Origin of the sequence: Paraburkholderia dioscoreae (genome assembly GCF_902459535.1) — a bacterium.
Lineage (GTDB): Bacteria > Pseudomonadota > Gammaproteobacteria > Burkholderiales > Burkholderiaceae > Paraburkholderia > Paraburkholderia dioscoreae.
Genome location: NZ_LR699553.1, coordinates 1,323,818 through 1,340,943, shown reverse-complemented (window position 1 = coordinate 1,340,943; position 17,126 = coordinate 1,323,818). Strand labels below are relative to the sequence as shown.

Here is a 17,126-nt window from a genome sequence, read left to right as displayed (position 1 = left end):
TTGGATTGCGTTGCATGCCGGCATGAACAAACAGAGTACCCGTTTGCCTGCCCGACGGGATTTTCTCCGGGGCGCCCGCGTGCAGCGCAATGCACCTGAACCCTTCATGAAAAACGGCCGGCGCGCATTCACGCTGCCGGCCGTTGTCCCGCTACCGCATTACTGCTGCGGCGTCGGCTCGCCTTGCGGCGCACCATTCGCCGCGTCGTTCAGCAACGCCTTGGCCGACAAACGCACGCGGCCCTTTTCGTCCGTCTGGATGACCTTGACCTTCACCTGCTGGCCGTCTTTCAGGTAGTCGTTGATGTCCTTGATACGCTCGTTGGCGATTTCGGAGATGTGCAGCAGACCGTCCTTGCCCGGCAGGATGTTCACGATCGCGCCGAAATCGAGCAGCTTGAGCACGGTGCCTTCGTACACCTGGCCCACTTCGACTTCCAGCGTGATGTTCTCGATACGCTTCTTCGCTTCGGCCATGCCTTCGCTGCTCGTGCTGGCGATGGTGACGACGCCGTCGTCCGAAATATCGATCGTCGTGCCGGTTTCTTCGGTCAGCGCGCGGATTACCGAACCACCCTTGCCGATCACGTCGCGGATCTTTTCCGGATTGATCTTGATGGTGATCATGCGCGGTGCGTAGTCCGACAGCACCGTGTTCGCGCCCGACACCGCCGAGGTCATCTTGCCGAGGATATGCAGACGGCCTTCCTTCGCTTGCGCGAGGGCGACCTGCATGATTTCCTTGGTGATGCCCTGGATCTTGATGTCCATTTGCAGCGCGGTCACGCCTTGTTCCGTGCCCGCCACCTTGAAGTCCATGTCGCCGAGGTGATCTTCGTCGCCGAGGATGTCGGTCAGCACGGCAAACTTGTTGCCTTCCAGGATCAGGCCCATCGCGATGCCGGCGACGTGCGCCTTCATCGGCACGCCGGCGTCCATCAGCGCGAGGCAGCCGCCGCACACCGAAGCCATCGACGAGGAACCGTTCGATTCCGTGATTTCCGACACGACGCGAATCGAGTAGCCGAATTCGTCGGCGCTCGGCAGGCACGCAGCCAGCGCGCGCTTGGCCAGGCGGCCGTGACCGATTTCACGGCGCTTCGGCGAACCGACGCGGCCCGTTTCGCCGGTCGCGAACGGAGGCATGTTGTAGTGGAGCATGAAGCGTTCGCGGTACTCGCCTTCGAGCGCGTCGATATTCTGCTCGTCGCCCTTCGTGCCCAACGTGGCCACCACCAGCGCTTGCGTTTCGCCGCGCGTGAACAGTGCCGAACCGTGCGTACGCGGCAGCACGCCGGTACGGATTTCGATCGGGCGCACGGTACGCGTGTCGCGGCCGTCGATACGCGGCTCGCCGTTCAGGATCTGCGTACGGACGATCTTCGCTTCGATATCGAACAGCACGTTGCCGACGGTTGCCTTGTCGGCCGCCACCGTGCCGCCTGCTGCCGCGTCTTCTTCCAGCTTCGCCGACGTGGCTGCGTAGATTTCCTTCAGCTTGGCCGAACGGGCCTGCTTGTCGCGCAACTGGTAAGCGGCGAGCAGGTCGGCTTGCGCCAATTCCGTTACGCGTGCGATCAGCGGCTCGTTCTTCGCTGCCGGCTTCCAGTCCCATTCCGGCTTGCCGCCTTCGCGAACCAGATCGTGGATCGCGTCGATCGCGATCTGCATTTGCTCATGACCGAACACCACGCCGCCGAGCATCACTTCTTCGCTCAGTTGCTGCGCTTCCGATTCCACCATCAGCACCGCGCGTTCCGTACCGGCGACGATCAGGTCGAGCGCCGATTCCTTCATTTGCGGACGCGTCGGGTTCAACACGTATTCGTTGTTGATGTAGGCCACGCGTGCTGCGCCGACCGGGCCGTTGAACGGCAGACCGGACACGGCCAGCGCCGCCGACGCGCCGATCAGCGCGGGAATGTCAGCGGGGATTTCCGGGTTCAGCGACAGGACGTGGATCACGACCTGGACTTCGTTGTAGAAGCCTTCCGGGAACAGCGGACGCAACGGACGGTCGATCAGGCGCGAGATCAGCGTTTCGCCTTCCGACGGACGGCCTTCGCGACGGAAGAAGCCACCCGGAATCTTGCCGGCGGCGTAGGTCTTTTCGAGGTAGTCGACGGTCAGCGGAAAAAAGTCCTGACCCGGCTTGGCCGTCTTGGCGCCCACCACGGTGGCCAACACCACGGTATCTTCGACGTCGACGATTACGGCACCGCTCGCCTGGCGAGCGATTTCGCCGGTTTCGAGGCGAACTTTATGTTGTCCCCACTGAAATTCTTTGACGATCTTATTGAACATAGTCATTGCTTTTCCTCTTCGTAATGCCGCGCGAACCAGAAGCGGCGCGGCAACGCCAGGACCGGCGCCGCATGGGAAGAGTAGTGTTATGCCATTCCAGAGAACCACGCTTTACGTTGAGTACGCGCGCGAACCGCTGGAATGACACAAAGCTCCGCCCCTGAAGCCCGGCCATGAATCTCTTTTTTACTGCCTGCTCTACTGCTTTACTGCTGCTTCCTGCTCCCGCCGCATGAACCGGCACGCCACTGCGGAGAACAGCCGGCGCGCATCACATGAAGCGCACCGTGCAAAAACAAAATGCCTGTATCAGTGGAACTGACACAGGCATCTTGCTGAACGACTGGCCGATTACTTACGCAGACCCAGCTTCTCGATCAGTGCGCGGTAACGATCCGCGTCCTTACCCTTCAGGTAGTCGAGCAGCTTACGACGGCGGCTCACCATGCGCAGCAGACCGCGGCGGCTGTGGTGGTCTTTCGAGTGGGCCTTGAAGTGAACGGTCAGTTCGTTGATACGGGTCGTGAGCAGCGCGACCTGAACTTCGGGGGAGCCGGTGTCGTTAGCTGCGCGTGCGAATTGCGCGACGACTTCGGACTTCTTGCTTGTTTCAACTGCGGACATGTCGATTTCCTTAAGAACTAGACAGGCGGTCACGGAAGAAAGGCCGTGCCGTGGGTTACCCGTGTGCTCACATGCCTTGGATAAAGGCCTGCCTCACAACGGGACGCGTATTGTAGCACAGCCCATTCCGGCCGCGAACCCCGCTGGATCGGGCGATGGCGCGCGCCTCGCCGGCGTCATGGCCGCTTCATCCTGCAGACGGTCGGCAAGACGGTGCGCTCGGGCGGCAACGCCAGCACCGTGCGAAAGCCGTAGCCGGAGCCTTCGTTATCGAAATGCACGCCCGGCGTACCGGCTTTGTCCATTTCCATCACGTAAAGGGGCTGGATAAGTTGATGGTCGTCGGCGCGCATCCACGAGGCGTGAAAGCCATTGTCGAATTTGATCCCTTCGAGGGCTCGCGCCACCGCAGTCGGGTCGGCGCTGCCGGCGCGGGACATCGCCGCGGCCAGGGTTTCGATCATCAGCGGCATGCGCAGCACCGGATAATCGTCCTGCGCGGCCCGGAAGCGGGCCCGGAAGGCGGCGTACCACGCGTCGGAAGCCGCTCCGCCGGCATTCGGATGCCAGTCGGCCACGGCGACCACGTGGCCCACGCCGGCGTCGCCCAGAGCGGCGGGCGCCCCCAGGCTGTTGCCGTAGAACGTGTAGAACTTCGTGTCCAGCCCCTGCTCGCGCGCGGCCTTGACGAGCAGCGTCAGGTCGTTGCCCCAGTTGCCCGTGATCACGGCGTCCGCCCCGCTCGCGCGGATCTTCGCGACGTACGGCGCGAAGTCCTTCACGCGGCCGATCGGATGAAATTCGTCGCCGACCACCGCGATGTCCGGCCGCTTCACCGCCAGCGCCGAACGCGCGAGGCTGCTCACATCGTGGCCGAAGCTGTAATCCTGGTTCAGCAGATAGACCTTCTTCACCGCCTTGTCGCGCTGGATCACGTCGGCCAGCGCGTCCATGCGCATGCCCGCGTGAGCGTCGAAACGGAAATGCCAGAAGCTGCAGTTGGCGTTGGTGAGGGCGGGGTCGTCGGCGGAATAGTTGAGAAACAGTTCGCGGTTGCCCGGTTCGCGGCTGTTCTGCTTGTCGATCGCGCCGATCAGCGCGGCGGCGACCGCCGAGCTGTTGCCTTGCATGATGTAGCCGATATGGCGGTCGGCGGCCGCCCGCAGCTGCGTGAGCGCCTCTTCGGTGCCGCCCTTGCTGTCGAGCACGACCAGTTCGAACGGATGCGCACCGTCGGCAAGCTTTACGCCGCCATGCGCGTTCACCTGCTCGACACCGAAGCGCAGATTGCGCTCCACCGCCGCGCCTGCGTTGGCGAACGGGCCGGACATGCCTTCGATCAGCGCCAGTTGGATCGGCGCGCCGGTGGGTTTGCTCGCGGGCTTCGCTGCGGCGTTAGCTGGCGGTATTGCTGGGGCGTTAGCCGCTGGCTTCGCTACCGGACTAACTGCCGGACTAGCTGCCGGACTAGCTGCCGGACTAGCTGCGGCGCCGGCCACGGGCTTAGCCGCCGGCTCGCCCGCCGCGTGCGCTGCCGCCGTCATCAAAATCGCCGCCAGCGCCGTCGCCGTCCGTTGCCACTTCGCCATCGTCATCGCCCCGCCTGATTGGTGAAAGCGCGGATCATAGGTCGTTCACGACGGAATAAGCAAGCCGGCGCAACCGTTACTGTCATTCCCGGCCGGCTCTTCACGAAGCGCAAATCTTTTACCGCAGCGCGTGTCAAAATAATGCGTCTCGATGATAAAAACCGCTACTCACACGCCATCGGAGGAATACATGTTCAACCGCCACCACGTCACGGCGGCCTCGATCGGAGCGCCGGCCGCAAGGCGCCTGCGCCGCGCGGCGCTCGTTTGCCTGAGCGCATTGGTGCTCGCCGGCTGCGTGCAGCCCTGGCAGCAATACCAGCAAGGCGCGGACGAATCGACCATCGTCGCGCGTCTCGGGCCGCCGCGCGAAAGCTACGACCTGCCGAACGGCGGCAAGCGGCTGATGTGGCCAACCCAGCCAATGGGCGAAACCACCACCGCGGCCGACATCGACGCATCCGGCAAGATCGTCAACGTGCGCCAGGTGCTGCAACCCAACGAGTTCTACCGCGCGGAAATCGGCAAATGGACCAAGAGCGACGTGCTGGTGAACTTCGGCCGCCCGGTCGAAACGGCATACTTTCCGTTGATGAAGCGCGAAGTCTGGACCTATCGCTATCTGGAAGACAACGTCTGGTACATGATGTACAGCTTTTATTTCGACGACCAGGGCATTGTGCGGCTCACGCAGAAAACGCCCGATCCGTTGCATGATCCGGATCGCCGCAGCCTGTTCTGAGCGAATCCAGGCCCGCAAGCCCTGCATCTACGAAGCCGCCTTCCCAGGCGGCTTTTTTTTATTTATTGCGCATGACAGCGAATTTTATTTCGTGCACAGCGGATTTATTTTTTGGTAGAAAGGCTTTCGTAATAATTGATTTGGAGCCGGCCTCTCATGAGGCCGCGCGAGCGTAGCCGTGAATTCGGCGCCGAATCAATGCGCCTTACTTACGGAGCCCTCTCGATGAACCGTCCCAAACGCCTCCTCGTCGCCAATGTCGCCTGGGCGCACGAAACCGCCGTGCGCAACCCCGCGTTTTTCCGCAATCTGGTGCGCGGGCAGAATCCTCACGTGCTCTGGATCGGCTGCTCGGACAGCCGCGTGCCCGCCGAGACCATCACGCATTGCGAGCCGGGCGACCTGTTCGTCCACCGCAACATCGCCAATCTCTTTCAGGCCGGCGACGACAACTCGGCGAGCGTCCTCGAATATGCGGTGAAGGTGCTGAAGGTCGGCCATGTGATCGTCTGCGGCCATTATGGATGCGGCGGCGTGCGCGCAGCCCTTCTGCCGCCCGAACCGGGCCTGCCGCACGTGAATCGGCGGATCGCGCCGCTGTGCGCACTCGCTAAAGCACATCACGAAGAACTGGATGGCCAAGCGAACGAGCGGCAGCGTATCGACCGCCTCGCCGAGCTGAACGTGCTCGAACAGGTACGCGGGTTACGCGCGCACCCTATCGTGCGGGACGCCGATCCGGCGCCGCTCGTGCACGGCTGGATCTTCGCGCTCGAAGACGGCCGCATCAAAGTCCTCACGTCCGGCTACGAAGCCGACGACGCGATGACCTGCACGACCGCCGCCCACAGCGCCGCTTAACGCGGCACCTCTTGCGACTCCGGAGCGGTTCAGCTTTCGCCGCGTACCAGGCCTCACTCTTTACTGCACCGACACCATGAACCTTCGAGCTTTTTTCTCCACGTTTCAGCGCGACCTGCTAGCGGGCACGGTCGTTTTTCTGGTGGCGCTGCCGCTTTGTCTGGGCATCGCCAATGCATCGGGCGTCGAACCTTTTGCCGGGCTCGTCTCGGGCATTGTCGGCGGGCTCGTGGTGGCCGTGCTGAGCGGCTCGCGCCTGAGCGTGAGCGGTCCGGCGGCGGGCCTCGTCGTGATTGTGATCGACGGGATCGCGCAACTCGGCAGTTTCTCCGCCTTCCTGCTGGCGGTGCTGCTATCCGGCGCGATCCAGTTCGGTTTCGGCATGCTCAAAGCCGGCCGCTTCGCCGCCTACGTGCCCTCGCCGGTGATCAAGGGCATGCTCGCGGCTATCGGCGTGTTGCTGATCGTCAAGCAGTTCCCGCTCGCGCTCGGGCTGTCCGGCACGGACGCGGCGGCCGCCGCGCAATCCGTTGCGCATGCCGCCGGCTCGATTAGCACACCGTTCGGTTCGATTTCGCTGGCGGCCTGCGTGATCACGTTGCTGTCGCTGGCGATTCTGGTCGGTTGGGAAACGCGTGCACTACGCCGCTTCGTGCTGGTGCGTCGCGTACCGGCACCGCTTGCGGTCGTCCTGCTCGGGATCGGCGCGACGTTGCTGCTCAGCGTACTGGCGCCGTCGCTCGCGCCACCCGCAGAACATCGGGTCGCCCTGCCGCCGCTCGAATCGTTCGCCGCGTTGCAACTCGCGCTCGAGTGGGCTGACTTCGGGCCGCACTTCGCACAACTCGTCAATCCGGATGTCTGGCGCGTGGCCATCACGCTGGCGATCGTCGCAAGCCTTGAAACACTGCTGAGCCTCGAAGCGGTCGAGCAGATCGATCCCGAACGACGCGCCGCGCCGCCGGATCGCGAACTGAAGGCACAAGGCGTGGGCAATCTGATTGCCGGTGCGATCGGCGGACTGCCCATCACGTCGGTGATCGTGCGCAGCTCGGCCAATGTACATGCGGGTGCGCAGAGCCGGCTCTCGGCGATCATTCACGGCGTGCTGCTGCTCGTCAGCGTGTTCGCGCTCACCAGCGTCATCAACCTGATTCCGCTTGCCTGCCTCGCGGCGATCCTGATCTTCACCGGGCTGAAGCTCGCCAAGCCGTCGCTGTTCGTCGCCGTGGCGAAACAGGGCTTCGCGCCGTTCGCACCGTTTATCGTCACCCTGGTCGGCGTGCTCGCCACCGATCTGCTGATCGGCATCGTGCTCGGCACTCTGTGCAGCGTGCTGCTCGCGCTGTATGCGAATCTGCGTAGCCCGATCGTGCTCGCGCAACACGGCGATCACTATCTGCTGTCGTTTCGCAAGGACGTGTCGTTTCTCGGCAAAGTGCCGCTCAAGCACTACCTGCAGCAGATTCCCGACGGCGCCACCCTGATCGTCGATGCGACGCGCGCCGATTTCGTCGACCACGACGTGCGCGACCTGCTCGATACGTTCGTGGCGGACGCGCCGGGCCGCGGCATTGCCGTCGAAGTGCGGCATCAGGTTCAGGCACAGGCGCGCGCATCACGCGGCTGGTCGATGCGGCGCACGGCGACAGAGTGACGCCTCAATGCAAAAGCCCCATGCCATTCAAGACACGGGGCTTTTGCGACTCCTGTGACGGACAGGCAGCCGCGCCGTCTGCGCGCTGCCTTTGCCTCGCTCACTCCGAACGTTGCGGATTCAACTTGTTCACGTTCGAATACAGCTTGTTGAGCGCGGAGATATACGCCTTCGCGGAAGCCGCGACGATATCCGGATCGGTGCCCACGCCGTTGACGATGCGCCCGCTCTTCGACAAACGCACGGTCACTTCGCCTTGCGCCTGGGTGCCGGTGGTGATCGCGTTCACCGAGTACAGCAGCAATTCCGAACCGCTGCCCACTTCCGTTTCGATCGCGTTCAGCGTGGCGTCGACCGGGCCGTTGCCGCGCGCTTCGCCGGTCACTTCCTTGCCTTCCACGGAGAACACGATCTTCGCATGCGGCTGCTCGCCGGTTTCCGAATGTTGCGACAGCGAGAGGAACTTGTAGTGCTCTTTTTCCTGCGCCTCGGCGGATTCTTCCGTGACGATCGCGATGATGTCTTCGTCGAAGATTTCCGACTTGCGGTCGGCCAGTTCCTTGAAGCGCGCGAACGCCGTGTTCAACTCGCCTTCGCTATCCAGCGCGATACCCAGTTCCTGCAGACGCTGCTTGAACGCGTTACGTCCTGACAGCTTGCCGAGCACGATCTTGTTCGCGCTCCAGCCCACGTCTTCGGCACGCATGATTTCGTAGGTATCGCGCGCCTTCAGCACACCGTCCTGGTGGATGCCCGAAGCATGCGCGAACGCGTTCGCACCGACCACCGCCTTGTTCGGCTGGACGACGAAACCGGTGATCTGCGACACCAGCTTCGAAGCCGGCACGATCTGCGTGGTATCGAGACCGATATCGAGCCCGAAGTAATCCCTGCGGGTCTTCACGGCCATGACGATTTCTTCGAGCGACGTGTTGCCCGCGCGCTCACCGAGACCGTTGATCGTGCACTCGACCTGGCGCGCACCGCCGATCTGCACGCCGGCCAGCGAATTCGCCACCGCCATGCCGAGGTCGTTGTGGCAATGCACCGAGAACACGGCTTTATGCGAGTTCGGAATGCGCTCGCGCAGCGTTTTCACGAGCTGACCGTACAACTCCGGCACGCCGTAGCCGACCGTATCCGCGATATTGATGGTGGTCGCGCCTTCGGCAATCACGGCTTCCAGCACGCGGCACAGAAAGTCCATATCCGAGCGGCTGCCGTCTTCCGGCGAAAACTCGACGTCGTCGGTGAATTTGCGGGCGAAACGCACTGCCAGCTTTGCCTGCTCGAACACCTGATCCGGCGTCATGCGCAGCTTCTTTTCCATGTGCAACGGCGAAGTTGCGATGAACGTATGGATGCGGAAGTGATCGGCTGGTTTGAGCGCGTCGGCCGCGCGCTGAATGTCCTTGTCGTTCGCGCGGGCCAGTGAACAGATCGTGCTGTCCTTGATCAGCCCGGCGATCGTATGGATCGAATCGAAGTCGCCGTTCGAGCTTGCCGCGAAGCCTGCTTCGATCACGTCCACCTTCATCCGTTCGAGCTGCTTCGCGATACGGATTTTTTCTTCTTTCGTCATCGACGCGCCGGGCGATTGTTCGCCGTCTCGCAACGTGGTGTCGAATATGATCAGTTTGTCGGACATGTCGAGTCTCCTGCGGAGTCGTTCAATTGTGGGGATGGGATATTGGAATTCGGTTGTCTGCGCTAGCGCTGGCAATACTCGATCACAGACGAGGCAGACGGAGGGCAAAAACGATCAACGTGACGAAAGCGCGACGATCAGCGCAGCGGGCACTCCTGCATTGGCATGTTCAGCGGCGCACCGGCCTAGGGAAGCTCATGGCGCGGCTCGACAAGGAACGTGAACGCATTCATCCAACGACTATAGCGGCATTCCCGCCGCCATGCAATTGGCGCCGGACCTGCCTGCCGGCGCCGTCGGACGGGCCCGGCAAACGAAAAACGGCAGCCAGAAGCCGCCGTTTTCTCATGTGGTTCAACAGCTCGCGCAAGCGAACGATTATCTGTCGCGCGCCACCGACCGAGCCGGATTGGCCCTGCCCCGCAACGCCTGATAACCCCAGAACACGTAGCCGGACAGGCCGTAAAGCACGAACAGGCCGAACAGCATCAGCGGCGGATCGGAGGACACCAGCACGAACGCAACCACCACCAGCAGGATCACGCCGAATGGCACGCGATGCCGCACGTCGAGCGCCTTGCCGCTATAGAACGGCGCGTTCGACACCATCGTCACGCCGGCGTAGATGGTCAGCACGAAGGCAACCCAGGGCAGCCAGACGAGCTTGAGCGGCACGCGGTTGTCCGTGGCGAGCCACACGAAACCGGCGATCAGCGCAGCCGCGGCCGGGCTCGGCATGCCCTGGAAGAAACGCTTGTCGACCACGCCGATGTTCGTGTTGAAACGCGCGAGACGCAATGCCGCACCCGAACAGTAGACGAACGCTGCGAGCCAGCCCCAGCGGCCGAGATCCTTCAGTATCCACTCGTACATCACGAGCGCCGGTGCCACGCCGAACGACACCATGTCCGACAGGCTGTCGAACTGCTCGCCGAACGCGCTTTGCGTGTGCGTCATGCGGGCGACGCGGCCGTCCATGCCGTCGAGCACCATTGCCACGAAGATCGCGATGGCCGCGACCTCGAAGCGCACATTCATGGCCTGCACCACGGCAAAGAAGCCGCAGAACAGCGCCGCCGTGGTGAAGGCATTCGGCAGCAGATAGATGCCGCGCTTTCTCAGGAACTGCTGGCGCTGCGCGCGCCGGCTGTCGACCGCCGCCTCCGTCACCATCGGCTTGTTACGGCGGAACGGACGCGGCAGCGGTCCGCTGTTACGGGGTCGACGCGGTTTGAATGCGGCCATTCGGAAAACCTCCTTGGTGCCGCTTTATAGTTCAGCGAGGATCGTGGACGACGCGGAAACCTTCTCGCCGATCGACACACGCGGACGGCTGCCCACCGGCAGATACACGTCGACGCGCGAACCGAAGCGGATAAATCCGTAACGTTGGCCACGGGTGAGCGGCTCACCTGCCCGTACGTAGCAAAGAATGCGCCGCGCGATCAAACCGGCGATCTGCACCGAAGTCACAGTCTGGCCGCCGGCCATTTCGATCACGATCGCATTGCGTTCGTTTTCGGTGGAAGCCTTGTCCACTGCGGCATTCAGATACGCGCCCGGGAAATATTCGACCTTGGAGATCGCGCCATCCACCGGCGAGCGTTGCGAGTGGACGTTGAAGACGTTCATGAACACGCTGATCTTCAGCGCTTCACGATTGGCATACGGATCGTGCGCGGTTTCGACTGCGACGATACGGCCGTCGGCCGGGCACAGCACGGCATTTGCCTGAGTGGGGATCGGGCGTGCCGGGTCGCGGAAGAACTGCACGACGAAAATCAGCAGCAGCCAGAACAGCCATGAAACGCCGAACCCCGCGAAGAAGTGAATCAGTAATGCAACGACGGCCGCGATGGCGATGAACGGCCAGCCTTCTCGCGCGATGATCGGATGAGGGTAATTCATGAATGGCTTCTGTGTTTTTGTAAAACCGTAGGATAGCAAAAGCCGCCCAGGGTTCAGCACCCTTGGACGGCTTTTTGATTTGTCCGGCTGTTGCGGCACAGCGCCGCGCCGGACCTAACCCAAGACTAGCTTAGTTCTTCGACTGATCGACCAGCTTGTTTTTCGCGATCCACGGCATCATGGCGCGCAGCTTCGAACCGACCTGTTCGATCTGATGTTCGGCCGTCAGACGGCGGCGCGATTGCAGCGTCGGCGCGCCGGCCTTGTTTTCGAGGATGAAGCTCTTCGCGTACTCGCCCGTTTGAATGTCGGTCAGCACAGCCTTCATCGCCTTCTTCGTTTCAGCCGTCACGATACGCGGACCCGTCACGTACTCGCCGTATTCGGCGTTGTTCGAGATCGAGTAGTTCATGTTCGCGATGCCGCCTTCGTAGATCAGGTCGACGATCAGCTTCAGTTCATGCAGGCATTCGAAGTACGCCATTTCCGGCGCGTAGCCCGCTTCCACCAGCGTTTCGAAGCCGGCCTTGATCAGGTCGACCGTACCGCCGCACAGCACGGCCTGTTCGCCGAACAGGTCGGTTTCCGTTTCTTCGCGGAAGTTGGTTTCGATGATGCCGGCACGGCCGCCGCCGTTCGCCGCAGCGTACGAGAGAGCGATGTCACGCGCTGCGCCCGACTTGTCCTGCGCGACAGCGATCAGGTGGGGCACGCCGCCGCCTTGCGAGTAGGTGCCGCGAACCGTGTGGCCCGGCGCCTTCGGCGCGATCATGATCACGTCGAGGTCGGCACGCGGAATCACCTGGCCGTAATGCACGTTGAAGCCGTGTGCGAAAGCGAGCGCCGCGCCTTGCTTGATGTTGGCGTGCACTTCCTTCGCATAGACTTCGGCGATCTGCTCGTCCGGCAGCAGCATCATGACCACATCTGCGCCCTTGACGGCTTCCGCCACTTCCTTGACCTGCAGGCCGGCGTTCTCAGCCTTGCTCCACGATGCGCCGCCCTTGCGCAGACCGACGGTGATGTTCACGCCGCTTTCCTTCAGGTTCAGCGCGTGCGCATGGCCTTGCGAGCCATAGCCGATGATGGTGACTTGCTTGCCCTTGATGAGGGAGAGGTCGGCGTCCTTGTCGTAGAAAACTTTCATGTCGGTTCCTTGGCTAAATTCGATGATTCAGTGAGATTCAGATACTGCATATAGTTGTTGCTGGACCGGGTTCGTGCAGCCACTGCCCGGTCTGGATCGAGACGAGTTGAACGCTCGCGCGTCACACCTTCAGAATGCGCTCGCCGCGCCCGATACCCGAACTGCCCGTGCGGACCGTTTCGAGAATCGCGGTGGCGTCGAGCCCTTCGATAAAGGCATCGAGCTTGTCGCTCGCGCCCGTCAGTTCGATCGTGTAGGTCTTTTCGGTGACGTCGATGATGCGGCCGCGGAAAATATCCGACATCCGCTTCATCTCCTCACGTTCCTTGCCGACCGCCCTCACCTTGATCAACATCAGCTCGCGCTCGATGTGGGCGCCCTCGGTAAGGTCGACCACTTTCACCACCTCGATCAGGCGGTTCAGATGCTTCGTGATCTGTTCGATCACGTCGTCCGAGCCAATGGAGACGATGGTCATGCGCGACAGCGAACGGTCTTCGGTCGGAGCCACCGTCAAGGTTTCAATGTTGTAGCCGCGTGCCGAGAAGAGACCAACCACGCGTGATAACGCGCCCGGTTCGTTTTCCAGCAGGACGGAAATGATGTGTCTCATGATTCGCTTCTTCCAGATGTTTTGTCGATGTCTGCGAACGGTTTGCGCCGCTTCGTCCGCTGGTCGCCTTTCATGAAGGCGCGCAGGACGAAGCCAACGCTGCGCTCAGGTGAATGAACCCAAGCGCGCCGTCGTTATAGATCTTCCGAACCCATGAGCATCTCGGTGATGCCCTTGCCGGCCTGAACCATCGGCCAGACGTTTTCGGTCGGATCGGTCTGGAAATCGAGAAACACCGTGCGATCTTTCAGGCGCAGCGCTTCCTTCAGCGCCGGTTCGACGTCGGCCGTGCGTTCGATACGCATGCCGACGTGGCCGTACGCTTCGGCGAGCTTCACGAAATCCGGCAGCGCATCCATGTACGAATGCGAATAGCGCTTGCTGTATTCGATCTGCTGCCACTGGCGCACCATGCCCAGATAGCGGTTGTTCAGCGAAATGATCTTCACCGGAGTCTCGTACTGCTTGCAGGTGGAGAGCTCCTGGATACACATCTGGATCGAGCCTTCGCCCGTGATACAGAGCACGTCGTCGTCCGGGTGCGCCATCTTCACGCCCATCGCCGCCGGCAGGCCGAAGCCCATCGTGCCGAGACCACCGGAGTTGATCCAGCGGCGCGGCTTGTTGAAGCGATAGAACTGGGCCGCCCACATCTGGTGCTGGCCGACGTCGGAACACACGAAGGCATTGCCGTCGGTCAGTTCCCATGCCTTTTCCACCACGTACTGCGGCTTGATGATGTCGCTCTTGCGGTCGAACTTGAGGCAGTCTTTCGCGCGCCAGGCTTCGATGTCCTTCCACCAATCGGCGAGCGCCGCGGTGTCCGGGCCATGCTCGGCCGTTTGCAGCTGCTCGATCAGCTCCTTCAGCACTTCCTTCACGTCGCCGACGATCGGAATGTCGACCTTGACGCGCTTGGAGATGGAGGACGGATCGATGTCGATATGGATGATCTTGCGCGGACGCGACGCGAAGTGCGCCGGGTCGCCGATCACACGGTCGTCGAAACGCGCGCCGATCGCGATCAGCACGTCGCAGTGCTGCATCGCCATGTTGGCTTCGTACGTGCCGTGCATGCCGAGCATGCCGAGGAATTTCTTGTCGCTCGCGCGGTAGCCGCCCAGACCCATCAACGTATTGGTGACCGGGTAGCCGAGCAGGTCGGCGAACTGGTTCAACTCACGCGATGCGTCCGCGAGAATGATGCCGCCGCCGGTATAGATGTACGGACGCTTGGCCGACAGCAACAGCGCGACCGCTTTGCGGATCTGGCCGGAGTGGCCCTTCGTGACCGGGTTGTACGAGCGCAGCGACACGCTCTTGAGCGGTTCGTACTGGCAAGGCGCCTTCGACACGTCTTTCGGAATGTCGATCAGCACCGGGCCGGGACGGCCGGTACGGGCAATGTAGAAGGCTTTCTTGACGGTGGCGGCGAGGTCGCGCACGTCCTTCACGAGGAAGTTGTGCTTCACGCAAGGGCGTGTGATACCGACCGTGTCGCATTCCTGGAACGCATCCTGGCCGATCGCGGCAGTCGGCACCTGGCCGCTGATCACCACCATCGGAATCGAATCCATGTAGGCGGTGGCGATGCCGGTCACCGCATTGGTGACGCCGGGGCCGGAGGTCACGAGGCACACACCGACCTTGCCGGTGGAACGCGCGTAGGCGTCGGCGGCGTGGACCGCGGCCTGCTCGTGACGCACGAGGATGTGCTGGAATTTGTCCTGCTTGTACAGCTCGTCGTAAATGTAGAGTACCGAGCCGCCGGGATAGCCCCAGACAAACTCGACCTCTTCGTCGGCCAGTGCTTTCATAAGCACGGTGGCGCCGATAGAGTCAGCTTCGGGATGAGGGGTCGTATCCGACGTGGAGAATTCCGCGCTGGGCATATTCATTTATTCACCTTTCGAATTTTCGGCAAAAAATTGATCGGGTGCTCTCTGCCGGGCTTGTGGCTCGGGTTCAAGCGGCGCGTCCAGTTGACAGGTGAGCTTCTTGGGCCACACCTCAATGAGACAAGTCACTTATGTTGCGAACCAGCGACGATATCTGCAGACGCCCGCGCGGTCAAGCAAATATTGCCTGGGTGCGCTGCGCCGGACTCGCGATATTGACCGGAAGGCTGTTATCGAGATGCAAGGTGAATCACGTTTCGCCCGCGCGGCGCAAAAGTTTGTTAGCATCCGCGAGTTTTACGACATTTTTCGACCGATTACGCGCACGCTCGCTGCGCCGACCCCCAAACGGATGGCATCAGACAAGGAACTCGCCGATTTTCTGGCGGGCGTCGAAAGGCGCGCATTCAAGCAGACGGTCTACGCCGTGCGGGACGACGACGCCTCGCTCGACATCGTGCAGGACGCGATGATCAAGCTCGCCGAAAAATACGGCGATCGTCCGGCCGCCGAACTTCCGCTCCTGTTTCAGCGTATTCTCCAGAATGCGATGCACGACTATTTCCGTCGTGCCAAAGTGCGCAATACTTGGGTTAGTCTGTTTTCTTCGCTCGGCAACGCCGACGACGACGAATTCGACCCCCTCGAAACATTCGAGGCACAGCAGGGCTCGGCGGGCGCCGAGAGCAACGAACAGAAACTCGAACGCGAACAGGTTCTGCAGTTAATCGACGACGAGATCCAAAAATTACCGGCACGTCAACGGGAGGCGTTTCTCATGCGTTATTGGGAAGATATGGATGTCGCCGAGACTGCCGCCGCAATGGGCTGCTCCGAAGGCAGTGTGAAAACGCACTGCTCGCGGGCCACCCACACGCTGGCGCAAGCGCTCAAGGCCAAAGGAATCACGCTATGAGCTCCCTCGAAACGAAAGAACTCGAGTTCGCCCGCCAGGTGCGCCGCGCGCTCGACGAAAACGCTGCCAATATTCCGTCTGCCGCCGTCGATCGGCTCGCCGCGGCGCGCCGTGCCGCGCTCGCCCGCAAGAAGCCCGAAACCGTGAGCGCGCCCGTGTTCGTGCCGGCCTTCGCCGCTGCGGGCATGTCCGCCGGCATGCCGCAGGTCGAACTGCCGCAGCGCCGCCGTTCGCCGCTGCGCCGCTTTGCCCTTGCGTGGCCGCTCGCCGCGCTGGTCGTCAGCCTCGTGGGCATTGCCTACTGGGAAGACCAGCAACGCACCGCCGAGCTCGCCGATATCGATGCCGCCATGCTAAGCGACGACCTGCCGCTCAATGCCTATCTCGACCACGGTTTCAACGCGTACCTTTCACGCGCCCACTGAGCGGGAGATTTTCCGGGTGAGTTACAAGCGCGGCCTGGCCGTTGTTTTCGGATGCACGATCGCGGCGCTGGTGTCGTTTGCCGCGACATATCCGCGCTTTTATCCGGGCCCGTCCGCTGTTAGCGCCCCCGTTGCGGGCGGCAACGCCACCGCCAAGGCGCCCGCGCCCACGCTCGCCGTCGAATTGCCCAGCCTGCCTGGCAGCAACAGCCCGATGGCGTGGTCGCACCTGACCGCGGCCGAGCATATCGCTCTCGCACCGTTCGAATCCCAATGGGATTCGTTTAGCGAAGAACGCAAGCGCAAATGGATCAAGATCGCGTCGCGTTATCCGAAGATGTCGCCGGATGCACAAAAACGCCTGCATGAACGCATGACCGAGTGGACCCGCATGACGCCCGATCAGCGGCGTGTCGCGCGCGAAAACTATCAGGTGTCGAAGGAATTGCCGCGCGAAACCCGTCAGAACGCGTGGAAGGCCTATCAGCAGTTGCCCGAAGAGCAGAAGGAGCGGCTCGCCGCCAGCGAGCGTAAGCGGCGGCCCAGCGTGGTCAGCGCGCCGCCCTCGGGCCGCACTGAGATCAAAGGGCTCGACCGCCTCGTCAATGCGCGTGAGCACGGCGCGAGCGGCGCCGCGGCGGCAAGCGCCGCGGTAGCCGCAGCCGCGTCGTTGCCGAGCCCGGCCGCCGCGCCGCCGGTGCCCGCCGCCGGCAGCTTCGTGCCCGCTACGCCACTGCCCGTTTCGCCGGCCGAAGCGCCGTCGATCTTCAACGGCTCCTGACCGGCGCCCGACT

General features: G+C 62.4%; 15 protein-coding genes. 6 read left to right on the top strand and 9 right to left on the bottom strand.

The features are described 5' to 3' along the window. Positions 1-159 precede the first annotated feature (159 nt). The 3 genes from pnp to PDMSB3_RS06020 form a co-directional block, all read right to left on the bottom strand. On the bottom strand, positions 160-2,310 hold the full coding sequence (pnp, locus tag PDMSB3_RS06030) for a polyribonucleotide nucleotidyltransferase (RefSeq protein WP_007175619.1): 2,151 nt from the start codon (positions 2,308-2,310) through the stop codon (positions 160-162). A gap of 345 nt (positions 2,311-2,655) precedes the next feature. Next, positions 2,656-2,928, bottom strand: a complete 273-nt coding sequence (gene rpsO, locus PDMSB3_RS06025) for a 30S ribosomal protein S15 (RefSeq protein WP_007175620.1) — start codon at positions 2,926-2,928, stop codon at positions 2,656-2,658. 176 nt (positions 2,929-3,104) lie between these two features. Further along, a complete protein-coding gene (locus tag PDMSB3_RS06020) occupies positions 3,105-4,523 on the bottom strand; it encodes a branched-chain amino acid ABC transporter substrate-binding protein (RefSeq protein ID WP_165185381.1) in 1,419 nt (472 codons plus the stop codon). Positions 4,524-4,707: 184 nt separating this feature from the next. Here PDMSB3_RS06020 and PDMSB3_RS06015 point away from each other — a divergent pair, with 184 nt between their 5' ends. From PDMSB3_RS06015 to PDMSB3_RS06005, 3 genes are all read left to right on the top strand, one after another. After that, complete coding sequence (locus PDMSB3_RS06015; RefSeq protein WP_165185378.1) at positions 4,708-5,259, top strand: hypothetical protein; 552 nt, start codon at positions 4,708-4,710, stop codon at positions 5,257-5,259. Between the two features lie 225 nt (positions 5,260-5,484). Further along, positions 5,485-6,120, top strand: a complete 636-nt coding sequence (locus PDMSB3_RS06010; RefSeq protein ID WP_035516324.1) for a carbonic anhydrase — start codon at positions 5,485-5,487, stop codon at positions 6,118-6,120. Positions 6,121-6,196: 76 nt separating this feature from the next. Next, positions 6,197-7,777, top strand: coding sequence for a SulP family inorganic anion transporter (locus tag PDMSB3_RS06005; protein ID WP_007175624.1), 1,581 nt, complete (start codon positions 6,197-6,199; stop codon positions 7,775-7,777). A gap of 100 nt (positions 7,778-7,877) precedes the next feature. On the opposite strand, the gene PDMSB3_RS06000 is transcribed toward PDMSB3_RS06005, so the two are convergent. The 6 genes from PDMSB3_RS06000 to PDMSB3_RS05975 all read right to left on the bottom strand — a co-directional run bounded on the left by PDMSB3_RS06000 (position 7,878) and on the right by PDMSB3_RS05975 (position 14,991). Next, on the bottom strand, positions 7,878-9,425 hold the full coding sequence (locus PDMSB3_RS06000; RefSeq protein WP_007175625.1) for a 2-isopropylmalate synthase: 1,548 nt from the start codon (positions 9,423-9,425) through the stop codon (positions 7,878-7,880). A 378-nt stretch (positions 9,426-9,803) separates the two neighbouring features. Continuing rightward, the gene (gene pssA / locus PDMSB3_RS05995) at positions 9,804-10,670 is read right to left on the bottom strand and encodes a CDP-diacylglycerol--serine O-phosphatidyltransferase (RefSeq protein WP_007175626.1); all 867 of its coding nucleotides are present in this window, start codon (positions 10,668-10,670) and stop codon (positions 9,804-9,806) included. A gap of 24 nt (positions 10,671-10,694) precedes the next feature. Then, positions 10,695-11,333, bottom strand: a complete 639-nt coding sequence (locus PDMSB3_RS05990) for a phosphatidylserine decarboxylase (RefSeq protein ID WP_007175627.1) — start codon at positions 11,331-11,333, stop codon at positions 10,695-10,697. Between the two features lie 130 nt (positions 11,334-11,463). Beyond that, positions 11,464-12,480: a ketol-acid reductoisomerase gene (gene ilvC / locus PDMSB3_RS05985; protein ID WP_007175628.1), complete on the bottom strand. Its 1,017-nt coding sequence runs from the start codon at positions 12,478-12,480 to the stop codon at positions 11,464-11,466. Positions 12,481-12,601: 121 nt separating this feature from the next. Continuing rightward, positions 12,602-13,093 carry an acetolactate synthase small subunit gene (gene ilvN / locus PDMSB3_RS05980; protein ID WP_007175629.1) on the bottom strand — a complete coding sequence of 164 codons (492 nt, stop codon included), beginning with the start codon at positions 13,091-13,093 and terminating at the stop codon, positions 12,602-12,604. A 134-nt stretch (positions 13,094-13,227) separates the two neighbouring features. Further along, complete coding sequence (locus PDMSB3_RS05975) at positions 13,228-14,991, bottom strand: acetolactate synthase 3 catalytic subunit (RefSeq protein WP_007175630.1); 1,764 nt, start codon at positions 14,989-14,991, stop codon at positions 13,228-13,230. Between the two features lie 352 nt (positions 14,992-15,343). Between PDMSB3_RS05975 and PDMSB3_RS05970 the strand changes: the two genes are divergently transcribed. The 3 genes from PDMSB3_RS05970 to PDMSB3_RS05960 are packed head-to-tail and all read left to right on the top strand — an operon-like array spanning position 15,344 to position 17,113. Further along, positions 15,344-15,907, top strand: coding sequence for an RNA polymerase sigma factor (locus PDMSB3_RS05970; RefSeq protein ID WP_011487480.1), 564 nt, complete (start codon positions 15,344-15,346; stop codon positions 15,905-15,907). Beyond that, positions 15,904-16,332 carry a DUF3619 family protein gene (locus tag PDMSB3_RS05965; protein WP_007175632.1) on the top strand — a complete coding sequence of 143 codons (429 nt, stop codon included), beginning with the start codon at positions 15,904-15,906 and terminating at the stop codon, positions 16,330-16,332. Before PDMSB3_RS05970 ends, PDMSB3_RS05965 begins: the two co-directional genes overlap by 4 nt. Before the next feature lie 16 nt (positions 16,333-16,348). Beyond that, positions 16,349-17,113, top strand: a complete 765-nt coding sequence (locus PDMSB3_RS05960; RefSeq protein ID WP_007175633.1) for a DUF3106 domain-containing protein — start codon at positions 16,349-16,351, stop codon at positions 17,111-17,113. Positions 17,114-17,126: the final 13 nt, after the last annotated feature.